13 protein-coding genes and 2 riboswitches are annotated in these 12,661 nt (G+C 46.7%); of the genes, 6 read left to right on the top strand and 7 right to left on the bottom strand.

Going from position 1 to position 12,661, the window contains the following annotated elements:
• The first annotated feature begins 36 nt into the window (after window positions 1-36).
• Window positions 37-852, top strand: coding sequence for a flagellar motor stator protein MotA (motA, locus tag NYE50_RS07725; RefSeq protein ID WP_007408461.1), 816 nt, complete (start codon window positions 37-39; stop codon window positions 850-852).
• The gene (gene motB / locus NYE50_RS07720; protein WP_017417652.1) at window positions 824-1,609 is read left to right on the top strand and encodes a flagellar motor protein MotB; all 786 of its coding nucleotides are present in this window, start codon (window positions 824-826) and stop codon (window positions 1,607-1,609) included. Before motA ends, motB begins: the two co-directional genes overlap by 29 nt.
• A 35-nt stretch (window positions 1,610-1,644) precedes the next feature.
• Here motB and NYE50_RS07715 read toward each other — a convergent pair whose 3' ends face one another.
• Complete coding sequence (locus NYE50_RS07715; protein WP_003154686.1) at window positions 1,645-2,091, bottom strand: MarR family winged helix-turn-helix transcriptional regulator; 447 nt, start codon at window positions 2,089-2,091, stop codon at window positions 1,645-1,647.
• 198 nt (window positions 2,092-2,289) lie between these two features.
• Here NYE50_RS07715 and NYE50_RS07710 point away from each other — a divergent pair, with 198 nt between their 5' ends.
• Window positions 2,290-3,807 (top strand): ATP-binding protein, encoded by a 1,518-nt coding sequence (locus tag NYE50_RS07710; protein ID WP_029974827.1) that lies wholly within the window; start codon window positions 2,290-2,292, stop codon window positions 3,805-3,807.
• A gap of 210 nt (window positions 3,808-4,017) precedes the next feature.
• Here NYE50_RS07710 and NYE50_RS07705 read toward each other — a convergent pair whose 3' ends face one another.
• The 6 genes from NYE50_RS07705 to NYE50_RS07680 all read right to left on the bottom strand — a co-directional run bounded on the left by NYE50_RS07705 (window position 4,018) and on the right by NYE50_RS07680 (window position 9,026).
• Window positions 4,018-4,278 (bottom strand): aspartyl-phosphate phosphatase Spo0E family protein, encoded by a 261-nt coding sequence (locus tag NYE50_RS07705; RefSeq protein WP_003154690.1) that lies wholly within the window; start codon window positions 4,276-4,278, stop codon window positions 4,018-4,020.
• Between the two features lie 279 nt (window positions 4,279-4,557).
• Window positions 4,558-5,094, bottom strand: coding sequence for a 1,2-dihydroxy-3-keto-5-methylthiopentene dioxygenase (locus tag NYE50_RS07700; protein WP_029974828.1), 537 nt, complete (start codon window positions 5,092-5,094; stop codon window positions 4,558-4,560).
• Between the two features lie 15 nt (window positions 5,095-5,109).
• Window positions 5,110-5,739 carry a methylthioribulose 1-phosphate dehydratase gene (locus tag NYE50_RS07695; protein WP_029974830.1) on the bottom strand — a complete coding sequence of 210 codons (630 nt, stop codon included), beginning with the start codon at window positions 5,737-5,739 and terminating at the stop codon, window positions 5,110-5,112.
• Window positions 5,697-6,401 carry a 2-hydroxy-3-keto-5-methylthiopentenyl-1-phosphate phosphatase gene (mtnX, locus tag NYE50_RS07690; RefSeq protein ID WP_095061347.1) on the bottom strand — a complete coding sequence of 235 codons (705 nt, stop codon included), beginning with the start codon at window positions 6,399-6,401 and terminating at the stop codon, window positions 5,697-5,699. The genes NYE50_RS07695 and mtnX overlap by 43 nt, the downstream gene beginning before the upstream one ends.
• On the bottom strand, window positions 6,398-7,612 hold the full coding sequence (mtnW, locus tag NYE50_RS07685; RefSeq protein ID WP_159354077.1) for a 2,3-diketo-5-methylthiopentyl-1-phosphate enolase: 1,215 nt from the start codon (window positions 7,610-7,612) through the stop codon (window positions 6,398-6,400). Before mtnW ends, mtnX begins: the two co-directional genes overlap by 4 nt.
• A gap of 81 nt (window positions 7,613-7,693) precedes the next feature.
• Window positions 7,694-7,793, bottom strand: a riboswitch (SAM riboswitch).
• A gap of 36 nt (window positions 7,794-7,829) precedes the next feature.
• Window positions 7,830-9,026, bottom strand: a complete 1,197-nt coding sequence (locus NYE50_RS07680) for a pyridoxal phosphate-dependent aminotransferase (RefSeq protein ID WP_159354076.1) — start codon at window positions 9,024-9,026, stop codon at window positions 7,830-7,832.
• 92 nt (window positions 9,027-9,118) lie between these two features.
• On the opposite strand from NYE50_RS07680, the gene NYE50_RS07675 reads away from it, so the two are divergent.
• The 3 genes from NYE50_RS07675 to mtnA all read left to right on the top strand — a co-directional run bounded on the left by NYE50_RS07675 (window position 9,119) and on the right by mtnA (window position 12,507).
• A complete protein-coding gene (locus tag NYE50_RS07675) occupies window positions 9,119-9,898 on the top strand; it encodes a carbon-nitrogen family hydrolase (RefSeq protein WP_003154702.1) in 780 nt (259 codons plus the stop codon).
• 92 nt (window positions 9,899-9,990) lie between these two features.
• Window positions 9,991-10,145: riboswitch (SAM riboswitch) on the top strand.
• A 109-nt stretch (window positions 10,146-10,254) separates the two neighbouring features.
• A complete protein-coding gene (gene mtnK / locus NYE50_RS07670) occupies window positions 10,255-11,439 on the top strand; it encodes an S-methyl-5-thioribose kinase (RefSeq protein WP_224988592.1) in 1,185 nt (394 codons plus the stop codon).
• A 6-nt stretch (window positions 11,440-11,445) separates the two neighbouring features.
• Window positions 11,446-12,507 (top strand): S-methyl-5-thioribose-1-phosphate isomerase, encoded by a 1,062-nt coding sequence (gene mtnA, locus NYE50_RS07665; RefSeq protein ID WP_017417644.1) that lies wholly within the window; start codon window positions 11,446-11,448, stop codon window positions 12,505-12,507.
• Window positions 12,508-12,661: the final 154 nt, after the last annotated feature.

The following is a 12,661-nucleotide window of genomic DNA, read 5'->3' as shown; positions in this document are numbered from 1 at the left end:
CCATAGAAAGCTAGTATAAAGGATTTGGTGAAAACTATGGATAAAACATCGATTATCGGTATCATCCTCGCCTTGATTGCTTTAAGCGTGGGCATGGTGCTGAAAGGGGTCAGCTTAAGCGCACTCGCTAACCCGGCAGCTATTCTGATTATTTTGTTCGGTACGATTTCTGCGGTGATCATCGCATTCCCCGGAAAAGAAATCAAAAAAGTGCCTGCCCTTTTTAAAGTGCTGTTTAAAGAAAACAAACAGCTGACAATTGCGCAATTAATTCCTATGTTCTCTCAATGGGCGCAAATCGCCAGACGTGAAGGTCTGCTCGCATTGGAAGCAAGCATTGAAGACGTGGATGACGCATTTTTGAAAAACGGCCTGAGCATGGCGGTTGACGGACAAAGCGCAGAATTTATCAGAGATATTATGACTGAGGAAGTTGAAGCGATGGAAGACAGACACCAGGCCGGCGCAGCCATCTTTACACAAGCCGGCACATATGCGCCGACACTCGGCGTTTTGGGTGCGGTCATCGGCCTTATCGCCGCTCTTTCCAACATGAACAACACCGAGGCGCTCGGACATGCCATCAGTGCGGCGTTTGTCGCCACCCTTCTCGGGATTTTCACAGGATATGTACTATGGCATCCCTTCGCCAACAAACTGAAACGCAAATCAAAGCAGGAAGTCAAACTGCGTGAAATCATGATCGAAGGCGTTCTGTCAGTGCTTGAAGGACAGGCTCCGAAAGTGATCGAACAAAAACTTCTCATGTATCTTCCTGCGAATGAACGCGCAAAAGTCGCTGAACAAGAAGGAGAGGCAAACAATGGCGAGAAAAAAGAAGAAGAAGCATGATGACGAGCATGTGGATGAGTCTTGGCTGATCCCGTACGCGGATTTGCTCACCCTTCTTTTGGCTCTGTTCATTGTATTGTTCGCCATGAGCTCGGTCGATGCGGCGAAATTCCAAATGCTGTCTAAATCATTTAACGCCGTGTTTACCGGAGGCACGGGTGTTCTTGAATATTCAAGCCTCACCCCTCCTGAAAACGAAAAAGACGGCGTTGATCAGTTAAAAAAAGACAAGGAAAAAGATAAAGAACAGAAAAAGAAAGAAAGAGAAGCAGCCGACCGCGAAGAACTTGAAGGCGTGCAAAAGCAAGTCAATCAATTTATAAAAAATAAAAAGCTTGAAACTCAGCTTGAAACAAAGCTGACTAAAGAAGGACTCTTAATTACGATTAAAGACAGTATCTTTTTTGATTCCGGACGGGCGGATATCCGTCAGGAAGATATTCCGCTTGCCAAGGAAATCTCGAATCTCCTTGTGCTGAATCCGCCGAGGAACATTATCATCAGCGGACATACGGACAATGTACCGATTAAAAACTCACAATATCAATCTAACTGGCATTTAAGCGTCATGCGGGCCGTCAACTTCATGGCTATTCTGACAGAAAACCCGAAACTTGACGCAAAAGTTTTCAGCGCCAAAGGTTTCGGAGAGTATAAACCGGCCGTGTCGAACAAAACCGCTGAAGGGCGCAGCAAAAACAGGCGCGTCGAGGTATTGATACAGCCTAGAAACGCCGCGACTGACCAAAATCAGTAATATAAAAAAGGAAGCCTTTCAAATGGCTTCCTTTTTTATTTCTGATGAAAATGTTTAGCGTTTAATCCCACTCTTTTCAGCATTTCCGTACACATTTCTATCTCTTCATCACTCAGCACACTGATCATTTCTTTAATTTCTTCAGCATGATCAGGGAAAATATCGTCCAAAAGACGGATTCCCTTTTCAGAAATCTGTGCGAAAGTCACTCTCCTGTCAGTCGGCGAGGCTTTTCTGATGAGAAGTTCTTTTTTCTCTAATTTGTCAACAACGTATGTAATACTTCCGCTCGCTAATAAAATTTTGTCGCCGATCTGCTGAAGCGGCTGGTTGCCTTTGTGGTACAGCAGCTCAAGCACCGCAAATTCCGTCGGGTTCAGGCCGTGCTTATGAATATGTTTATTCATATGGTCGTTAATAGATCGGTACGCACGTGACAGTACAATAAATAATTTCAATGAGTTTTCTGTTTTATCCGTCATACATTCAATCATCCTTTTACAAAAGAAACCGTTACAGAGAAACATTAATAAACAAAATGAAAAATGTCAACAAAAATGTTTCCAAAATTTCTCTTCTTTTTGTCTGACCTTAATAAAATAATTTGTTTTTCTATCATTTTGGTTATTTTTTCTTATTAAAGAAGTATAAAAATGATATAATACCTCTATTCAAGTGTAATGTTGGAGCGATGCAGAGTGAATACATTTAAAGGTGCCCGGGGAAAGATCAAGCTTTATCTCATATTGGTGATCATCCCGGCACTTATTATCAGCTTTTTCATTTATGAAAAAGAAAAGCAGAAAATAGCCGATAAACACATACAGGAAGCCAGTATGATGCTCAACCTTCACCGCAATAAGCTCAATTATTTAATCGGTGAAACAAAAGCCCGGATGACAACACTTGCGATCGCTGTCGATAAGCCTGTCAATGAAGAAAAGATCATTGACATTCTTGATCAGGCTTTTGAGGATGAACCCAGATTCAGCGGTCTGTATATGCTGAATTCCAAAGGTGATGTCATCGCAAGCACGACTGATCTGAAATCAAAGGTGAACTTGGCCGACAGACCGTATTTTACGAAGGCGAAAAAGACGAAAAAAACGGTCATCACAAATGACTACTCCAGCAGAATTACAGGCCAGCGCATCTTCACGATCTGCGTGCCGGTGTTAGACGCAAAACGGGAAGTCACGGATTATTTAGTAGCCGCCATACAAGTCGATTATTTGAGAAATATGATCAATATGCTGAGCCCTGACGTTTATGTCAAGGCAACCAATCAGAATAAAGTGATATTTGCCAGCGGACGGGCTGATCAATCAGAAGGTGTGAAACCGGTCAGCGGCTATCTGGATGATATTAATTGGAATATCAATGTTTATCCGAAACCGGTTGAGCTGAATGAGCTGACCAAAAGCGTGCTGCTGCCGATGTCCAGTATTGCCGTGCTGCTGAATATTCTGTTCATCCTCGTTCAATATTATCTGCTTAAGCGCAAGACCCAGCTGGAGCGTGCTCAAAATGAAGCGCAGAAATTGGAGCTGATCGGAACGCTTGCCGCCAGCACCGCCCATGAAATCCGCAACCCGCTTACAGGGATCAGCGGCTTCATTCAGCTTTTGCAGAAAAAATACAAATCGGAGGAAGATCAGCTGTATTTCTCAATTATTGAGCAGGAGATTAAACGGATCAATCAGATTGTCAGTGAGTTTTTAGTGCTTGGAAAACCCACTGCTGAACGGTTGGAAGTGAACTCGCTGCAGGATATTCTTGATGAGATTATGCCGATTATTTATTCTGAAGGGAATCTGTATAATGTGGAAGTGAATGTGGAGATTCTCGTCAATCGGCCGCTCAAGGTCAACTGCACGAAAGACCATATTAAACAGGTGATTTTAAATGTCGCGAAAAACGCGCTGGAATCCATGCAGGAAGGCGGCCGGCTGTCCATCTATTTAGAAGCCCGCGATCATAAAGCAGTCATTAAGGTGGCCGACAACGGAATGGGCATTTCTGAAGATATGCTTGAGCACATTTTTCTTCCGTTTGTAACGTCAAAGGAAAAAGGCACCGGCCTCGGCCTTGTCGTATGTAAACGAATCATGCTGATGTACGGCGGTTCGATTGACATTCAAAGCGAAGTCGATAAGGGCACAGAGGTCACCATTGCCCTCCCTGCCGCTTCTCGATGAAAAAAACACCCTGGATCGGGGTGTTTTTTATTTAAAGAAGAATATGTGTAAGAGGATATACCAGAGGAACGGCATCATAGCCGGCAGATAGTACGAGGCGCTTCGTGAGCCGTGTCAGCGGAAAAATCTGCTGACTGTACGCGGTCATCTTTCGGATGCGGCGCTTGATCAGGAAGCGCATTCAGTCTTCGTTATCTGTTTTATCATCAATCATTTGTTTGCTTCATATGCAGGCATGACGTCACCGCGGGAGAACAAGCCTATTTTCTTCACAAGGCCCTGTATTCCTTGGTGATGTGTACGATCACGGTTTACCAGCTGCTGATACGCGTTCATCAGACAGTCCAGTTCCTGGCTGTGCCTGATCGTGTCATATCCTGTAAACCCTTGCCTGTTAGCTGCATCTATCATCATTTTTCTTTTTTTATCAATAGATACAAGCAATTTTTCTTGTTCAGAATAACTGCCCATTCACTTCACCCCTCACCGCTAAAAGAATAGGAAACAAGTTTGATTGGGTTATTGAGCATTATTACAGATTATACTTTATTTGTAAACATTTTTTTACTAAATAACTTATTTTTTCATTTCATATTGGAATCTTTGCATGAATACGAGAATAATACCCATTCGGGTAATGATATAAACAGAATGCGGCATATTCAAGATTTAAAAAACAGCCACAGCTGACTTTATATTACAATAAAAAACCTCTCATGCCGGTGGGTGCATGAGAGGTTCGGGCGTCTATCAGTTTTGCACACTTTCATTTTCGTAAATCGGCACCCAGCCCTCAGTCGTCACAAAGATTCGGATTGCGACGACCCGGCGGTCTTCCTGAAGCGTAAAGTAGTGGCGGATGTTCTCCGGAACTGAAATCAAATCTCCCGGATTTAAACGGACGTCGAAAAATGTGCCGTCTTTGCCTTGAATGACGAAGATGCCGTGTCCGCTGACGATAAAGCGGACTTCATCATCCGTGTGGTGATGTTCTCTTTGGAAATTTTTTAATAATTCATCAAGATTCGGCGTGGTATCTGATAAAGAAATGACATCCTGAGACTGATATCCGCGCCGGGCTGAAATGTCCTGAATCTCCGTGTCAAACGCCGCGAGAATCCGTTCTTTTTCATCTTCAGTTAGATCGTATTTTTCCGAAAGCTCAGACGGAAGTTTTTCAATGTTCCACTGCTCATAGATCACCTCTTGCTCGTCTAAGAAGCGTGCTACTTCTTCCTGATGTTCAATGATCGTATTCTTTTCGTCATGAATTCTGATGGTCGCCATTTTCTATTCCTCCTTTTATTTTACCAGCTGCGGACGAAGTGCCAGAAGCTTGAGGTGACAGCTGAATAAAAATTCATAGGCTTCCAGCACCCTTTTCGCTTCAAATGCGGTCCGCCCCCATGCCGTAATGCCGTGATTGCGGATTAACACCGCGCCTGAGCCGGCGTCCGCATGGTGCGCGAAATTTTCGGCCAATGCCGGGATGTGCGCCGGATTGTCAATGATCGGAACGGTCACGGACGCGTTTTCCTCCCATAATCCGAGCGCCTTAATCATCTCCTGCCCCTGAAAAGTGATTTGTTTTTCATCCCCGTAAAGCTCTGAGATGACATTATTATTGACGGTATGGACATGCAGACAGCAGCCGGCGTCTGTCTTTTGGTATAAGTAAGTATGGAGAAGCGTTTCCGCTGAAGGTTTTAAAGAATGGCCTGTCTCAGCGGGCTTCCCGTATTCATCGATTAAGAGAAAATCTTCGTCTGTTTCTTTTCGTTTGTCTTTTCCGCTCGCCGTAACGAGAAAAGTCAGCGGCCCGTCAGATACTTTGATGGAAAGATTCCCGCTCGTTCCCGGGAACCAGTCTCTTTCGGCCAGCTCGCGTTTTACCTCGGCAAGTTCGCGCCAGCGTTCTTCTTTTGCAGCCATGCCTGCACCTCCCCGATGTTTTCAATGCCTGTTTTCACCTCATGAAAATCTTGAAAAGGCAGATGCCGGAGGCCGAGTTCTTTGCATTCAGTCAAAAGATAATCTCTCGCAAAACACATATCGGATAACTTTGCAGCCTCGACATCCGTGACCGAATCACCGATCATAACGAGAAATTTCTGCTGATCGGATAGCTTCCGGATGACTGACGGTTTGCAGCAGCCGCATTGATTGGTACAGGCTCCGTCACAGGCGTGCGGCCAGTCTATATGAATATATTCATTGTCAAAGGATGCATGATTGCAGAAAATCCGCTCCTTTTCTACGATCCCTTCCAAAAGCGGATGCACAAAAAAGTCCATTCCCCCGCTTACGATATAAAACGGGAGATCGTTTGAGCGGACAAACGAGACAAAATCCAAAAAGCCGTCCCGTATTTTCGCATCCTTCAGGATAAAGCCGGTCAGTTCTTCTTTTAAGCTGCTCGGCAGCAGTCCGAACATCCGGCCGACTCCTTCTTGGATTGATATGCTTTTTGACAGAACACCGTCTTTTAATTCAAGCCACTCAGGAGGCGCGAATTCTTTCATCATGCTGACAATGTTGTCGTTCATGGTGACCGTTCCGTCGAAATCACAAATAATCAGCGGTGTGCGGGTCATACGGCTTCCACCCTTCCCCATTTGTCTAATGCGAGCTGAAGATCTTTGCACGACGCGGCTTTTTCTTCAATCGGCTGCGCTTCAAGCACCGCATCAATGACGGCGCGGAACGCTTTTCCGCCGCCCTCGGCTCCTTTCGGGTGGCCGTGAATGCCTCCGCCGGCATTGATGATGTGGTCGATGCCGAAATCGCGCATCAATAATGGCACCATACCGGGGTGAATGCCTGCTGACGGGACGGCAAACGACGGATGAAAGACATCGTCTTTTACACATTCATCATGGATTGCAAGCGCGGACTCCTTCGGAAGAGCAACGGTTCCGTAAGGTGACGGAAATAAGCTGAAATCAGCGCCGCAATAGCGGTTCAGCTTGCCGAGCAAAAGCGCATGCGACAAGCCGTAAACGGGAGATGATGTGAACGCGCCGCTGACTGCCGGATGCGCCATGATCGGAATCGGGATTTCCCTGTCTTCAGCAAGGCTCTGCATCACATCTAAACCGTAAGCGAACACATTCAATAAAAGCGCGTCCGCCCCGAGTTCTGCCGCGCGCCTCGCTTTATCCCGCAATTCAGCGGTCCTTCCCGTAAGGTTTACGGCATACAGCGTTTTATGCCCCGTCTCCTCCCGGGTTTCCTTCAGGACTTGTTTTCCTTCGATAATGCGGGTTTCAAACGGAGCCAGTTCATTTTCAAAGAAAATTTCGTCATCTTTAATAAGATCCATGCCGCCGAGCGCCTGCTGTCTGAGCTGTTCTTTAATGTCGGCGAGATCCCGTCCGATCACGCCTTTAAATATGCTCATCAGAAGCGGTCTTTCAAATTCGCCCAGCAGTTTGCGGATGCCGTATATACCGAATTTCGGCCCGGGAAGGGAGCGTTTAAACCCTTCGGAAAATTCAAGATCAGTCAATTTTATTTTTCCGTCCAGTGACAGCTTTCCGAATACCGTCGTCAGGACGGCCGGAATATCTCTTGAAAAGTTCGCCTCGGGATAGGCGATGGTGATGACGGATTGTGTTTCGTTTTCTGAGGTTCCTTCTTTCTCCTCAACTTTTACGACCCGCCCTTTATGTTTTCTGAGCTGTTCCTGCTTCACCAGGGGCAGGTCAGTCCAGGAGCCTACCGTCAGCCCCGCCGCAATCTGTTCCGCCCGCTTTTCACTGTCCGTTGTGTCTGTCAGAAGATATGTTGCCAATACTTCGCTCATGCGTGAACGCCTCTCTTTCTTTCGCAAAACATAAAAAAACCTCTTCCGTATGAGCAGAAAGAGGCTTCGTGTTATGTCCGAATCTTATCTCTCAGCTCCTGCTGCAAGAATTAGCACCGTGCTTTATCAGTCGGTTGCCGGGCTTCATCGGGCTCGTCCCTCTGCCTGCTCTTGATAAGAATAATGATTTTATAAAGTATTTTGAATTATCGCATTGTTATCCTGATATGTCAATGCTTTTTCGGGTGAAAAGATTCAGTTTCCCGATCCGTTCCGCAGCTTCTTTAAGTCTTTCTTCACTTGTCAGAAGACCGACTCTTATATAGCCTTCCCCCCATTTTCCGAACCCGTTTCCGGCAGCGACCGCGACATCCGCTTTCTCGAGCAGCAGGTCTGAAAACGACTGTGACGTATAACCGTCAGGCACAGGGAGCCATGCAAAAAAGGAGCCCGCCGGAGCCGTCACATCCCAGCCGATATCGCGGCAGGCTTCAATCCATGCATTGCGTCTCGATTCATATCTGTCATTTTGCGCTGCGACGCATGCCTGATCCGCTAAAAGAGCGGCTGCCGCCGCCTGCTGTGACGCGGGAAACAGGCTGACAAACATATGATCCTGATAAAGGTTGATCGCTTCGATGACAGAAGCGTTTCCGACGGCAAATCCGACCCGCCAGCCCGCCATATTATAGGTTTTGGACAAGGTATAGATTTCGATTCCCGTCTCTTTTGCGCCTTCGGTCTGCAAAAAGCTCAGCGGTTTATGCCCGTCAAAGCCGACGGCTCCGTACGCGAAATCATGAACGACACAAATGCCGTTTTGCTCCGCAAAACCGACCGTCTCCTCGAAAAACGCCTCTGTCGCCACAGCGCCGGTCGGATTATTCGGATAATTGAGATACAGCAGCTTCGCCTCGCTCCGCACCTTTTCAGGAATTACGCTGTAATCAGGGAGAAACCCTCTTTCTTCCGTCAGCGGCATCATTTCCATTTTCGCTTTTGCAAGGGCGACGCCCGACCAGTAATCAGGATATCCGGGATCAGGCACCAGAATGGTATCTCCAGGGTTTAAAAGACATTGCGGAAGCTCAACAAGTCCCGCCTTGCCTCCGAACAGCACGGCGACTTCCGTTTCCGGATCAAGCGTGACCCCGTACTCCCTTTCATAAAATGCAGCGGCTGCTTTTTTGAAGCTGTAAGCGCCCCGGAATGATGAGTATTTATGATTTTCCGGCCTTTCGACGGCGCGCTTCATTTCTTCAACGATATGCTGAGGCGTCGGCTGATCAGGGTTTCCCTGCCCTAAATTGATGACGTCTCTGCCTTCTTTCAGCTTTTGATTCACTTTTTGCACCAATGATGCGAAAAATTGTTCCGGCAGCTGTTTGAGTACATCTGAGATTTCAAAGTTCATATTTTTCACCTTCTAAAAATGTCTTGAAATGATAGTCCATCATCATATATGGTTAAATAAAAAAAGTAAAGAGAAACTTGAGGTGTTAAAAAATGAAATGGACCGTTTCCTGTTTGCAATTTGATATTTCATACGGAAATCCTTCAGAAAACTTTAAAAAAGCAGAATCTTTGATTGAGCAAGAAAGCCGCCATGCGGATGTAATCGTGCTTCCTGAGTTGTGGACGACCGGCTATGATCTCACACGGCTAGATCAGCTGGCGGATGAAAACGGCAAAGTTTCGGAACAATGGCTTAAAGAAACGGCAAAAACATACAACGTACACCTCGTTGCCGGATCTTTTGCGGTCAAAGAAGGCGAAAATGTCTATAACACCATGTACATCGCCGATAACAGCGGACAGATCGTGAAGCGGTATCAGAAAGCACATCTGTTTCAGCTGATGGATGAACACCTTTACTTGTCAGCAGGAAACAGTGACGGTTCCTTTGAGCTTGATGGTGTCAAGTGCGCCGGGCTGATCTGCTATGATATCCGTTTCCCCGAATGGATCAGAAAGCATACGTCCCAGGGCGCGAATGTCCTGTTTATCTCTGCTGAATGGCCTCTGCCCCGCCTTGATCATTGGCGAAGCCTGCTTATCGCCAGAGCAATTGAAAACCAATGTTTTGTCGCAGCCTCTAACTGCACGGGGTCCAATCCCGATAATGAATTTGCCGGCCACAGCCTGATTATTGACCCGTGGGGCCGGATTTTAGCCGAAGGAGACCGGACGGAAGGCGCAGTCCGGGCGGAAATCGATGTGTCAGAAAGCGCGGCCGTCCGCGGAACCATTCCGGTTTTCCAAGACTTGCGGCGTGATTTATATTAATTTTCAAAAAAACGTTGACAAGAATATCCGGCATCTGCTAATATTTTCATCAACTGATTAATCCGAATTGTGATACAAATCAATATATTTTTCTCTTATCGAGAGTTGGGCGAGGGATTGGCCTTTTGACCCCAACAGCAACCGACCGTAATTCCATTGTGAAATGGGGCGCGTACATTTTGCGCCGAGACGATTGTCTCATAAGGCACGGTGCTAATTCCATCAGATGTTATCTGAGAGATAAGAGGCGGACTGCACTGTTTCAGCCTCCTTCTCTTTCAGAGAAGGGGGCTTTTTTTCGGGCGTATTCTCCGTCACGATCTCTTACTGCCACTACATAATTGGAGGGTAAATCCATGTCAGCAACTAAAACAAGTCTTTATGAACAATTAACAGAAAGCTCCGCCGCCGCGTTAGCCGTCAAGCTCGGCTTATTCCAAAGCAAAAGCACTCTGACATGCCGTGAAATCGGCGACGGCAATTTAAATTACGTCTTTTATGTTTACGATAAAGAAAACAAAAAAGGACTGATTATTAAACAGGCAATCCCTTACGCGAAAGTCGTCGGTGAAAGCTGGCCGCTTACCATTGACCGGGCGAGAATCGAAAGCAGCGCCCTCATCCGCCAGGGCGAACACGTGCCGCACCTCGTTCCGGCCGTTTACTATTCCGATACTGAAATGGCCGTCACGGTAATGGAAGACCTCTCCCGTTTGCGGATTTCAAGAAAAGGGCTGCTGGAAGGGCAGCATTATCCGAACTTATCGGTTCATATCGGTGAATTTTTAGGGAAAACGCTTTTTTACTCATCCGATTACGCGCTTGATGCGAAAGTAAAGCAGCAGCTCGCAAAGCAGTTTACAAATCCTGAGCTTTGCAATATTACAGAAAGGCTTGTGTTTACAGAACCGTTTCTCGACCATGAGACAAACGATTTTGAAGAAGAGCTGCGCCCATACGCAGAAAAAGTTTGGAACAATTCCCGGCTGAAAGAAGGCGCTGACGAATTGAAAGCCATCTTTCTGAATTCCGCGGAAACATTGGTTCACGGCGATCTGCACACGGGAAGCATCTTCGCCGATGAACATGAAACAAAGGTGATTGATCCCGAGTTTGCTTTCTTCGGACCGATCGGGTTTGACATCGGCCAATTTATCGCCAATCTGCTGTTAAACGCCCTCAGCCGCGACGGTGACGACAGACAGCCGTTATATGACCACACCGCTGCCGTATGGGATACATTTGTGAAAACATTCAGTGAAGCATGGGAGAAAGACTGCTTGCCTTCCCGCAGACACCTGCTGAAAGACACACTGAAAAACGCGTTTGAGGAAGCGGTCGGTTTTGCGGGATGCGAATTGATCCGGCGCACGATCGGACTCGCCCATGTGGCTGACTTAGATGAAATCACTCCGTTTGACAAACGAATCGAACGGAAGAAGCTGGCGCTTGACATCGGCGCCTATTATATCGAAAACAGAAAAAAACTGAAGCATATCACCGAGGTTCTGGACCAATTTAAGCTCCGTGTAAAGGAATGATGCAGCATGACCAATGAATTTGCCATCCCCCGTTCTGTGGAATGGAAAGAAACCTACATCCGCATTTTAAATCAGCAAAAGCTTCCCGACGTCACTGAATATGCGGAACTTGAAACAAAGGAAGATGTATTCGACGCGATTGTCACGCTGAAAGTAAGGGGCGCCCCGGCCATCGGTATAACCGCAGCGTTCGGACTCGCACTCTCCGCCAAGTCATTTGAAGCCCGCGACCTTTCAGATTTCCGACGTCAATTCGCGGATGTCAAAGCGTATTTAAACAGTTCGAGGCCCACTGCCGTCAACCTTGCGTGGGCGCTTGACAGACTTACGGATTCGATCAGGGATGCGATCTCAATCAATGAAGCGAAGACAACGCTCGTTCATGAAGCCATTCAAATTCAGATTGAGGATGAAGAAACATGCCGAATGATCGGCCAAAATGCTCTGCACCTTTTTAATAAAGGCGATCAGATCATGACCATCTGCAATGCGGGCTCGATTGCCACAAGCCGGTACGGTACGGCGCTTGCCCCCTTTTACTTAGCGAAACAAAAAGACCTCGGCCTTCATATCTACGCATGTGAAACAAGACCCGTTCTTCAAGGATCACGGCTGACGGCGTGGGAGCTGATGCAGGGCGGAATTGATGTCACGCTCATTACGGACAGCATGGCCGCCCATACAATGAAGGAAAAACATATTTCTGCGGTCATTGTCGGCGCTGACAGAATTGCAAAAAACGGTGATACGGCCAACAAAATCGGAACGTACGGCCTCGCTATTTTGGCAAACGCCTTTCAAATTCCGTTTTTTGTGGCCGCACCGCTTTCGACATTTGACTTGCAGATTGAAAACGGCGATCAGATTCCGATTGAAGAAAGAGATCCGGATGAAGTCAGACAGATCTCCGGCATACGCACCGCTCCCGAGGATGTTCCGGTCTTCAATCCGGCCTTTGACATCACACCGGGCAGCCTGATTTCCGGCATAATAACCGAGAAAGGAATTGTGACCGGTTCTTACACGGAAGAAATTGAACAATTATTCGCTGACTGCCAGCTGAGCTGAAAAACCGCTGATGATATTGCCTCAGGCAATGTCAGCGGTTTTTTTGTCTGCACAATGTAATCACTTCATCTTTTTGGGCGGCTGTAATGAGATGCATTTTAAAAAACAGCTCTGCATAACCGGCTATCTTTTGCGGACGGCTCATTTTCATCAG

Source organism: Bacillus sp. EU55 (assembly GCF_038005925.1).
GTDB classification, from domain to species: Bacteria; Bacillota; Bacilli; order Bacillales; family Bacillaceae; genus Bacillus; species Bacillus velezensis.
The sequence above is the reverse complement of the archived record's forward strand: the minus strand, read 5'-3'. Positions and strand labels throughout refer to the sequence as shown.

Excerpts from the sequence above, each read along its gene's own strand:
- mtnK (WP_224988592.1), top strand. The coding sequence starts at position 10,255 with ATGTCAGCAACTAAAACAAGTCTTTATGAACAATTAACAGAAAGCTCC.
- NYE50_RS07710 (WP_029974827.1), top strand. The coding sequence starts at position 2,290 with ATGTTGGAGCGATGCAGAGTGAATACATTTAAAGGTGCCCGGGGAAAG.
- NYE50_RS07700 (WP_029974828.1), bottom strand. The coding sequence starts at position 5,094 with ATGGCGACCATCAGAATTCATGACGAAAAGAATACGATCATTGAACAT.
- NYE50_RS07705 (WP_003154690.1), bottom strand. The coding sequence starts at position 4,278 with ATGGGCAGTTATTCTGAACAAGAAAAATTGCTTGTATCTATTGATAAA.
- mtnW (WP_159354077.1), bottom strand. The coding sequence starts at position 7,612 with ATGAGCGAAGTATTGGCAACATATCTTCTGACAGACACAACGGACAGT.
- mtnA (WP_017417644.1), top strand. The coding sequence starts at position 11,446 with ATGACCAATGAATTTGCCATCCCCCGTTCTGTGGAATGGAAAGAAACC.
- mtnX (WP_095061347.1), bottom strand. The coding sequence starts at position 6,401 with ATGACCCGCACACCGCTGATTATTTGTGATTTCGACGGAACGGTCACC.
- motA (WP_007408461.1), top strand. The coding sequence starts at position 37 with ATGGATAAAACATCGATTATCGGTATCATCCTCGCCTTGATTGCTTTA.
- NYE50_RS07715 (WP_003154686.1), bottom strand. The coding sequence starts at position 2,091 with ATGACGGATAAAACAGAAAACTCATTGAAATTATTTATTGTACTGTCA.
- NYE50_RS07680 (WP_159354076.1), bottom strand. The coding sequence starts at position 9,026 with ATGAACTTTGAAATCTCAGATGTACTCAAACAGCTGCCGGAACAATTT.
- NYE50_RS07695 (WP_029974830.1), bottom strand. The coding sequence starts at position 5,739 with ATGGCTGCAAAAGAAGAACGCTGGCGCGAACTTGCCGAGGTAAAACGC.
- motB (WP_017417652.1), top strand. The coding sequence starts at position 824 with ATGGCGAGAAAAAAGAAGAAGAAGCATGATGACGAGCATGTGGATGAG.
- NYE50_RS07675 (WP_003154702.1), top strand. The coding sequence starts at position 9,119 with ATGAAATGGACCGTTTCCTGTTTGCAATTTGATATTTCATACGGAAAT.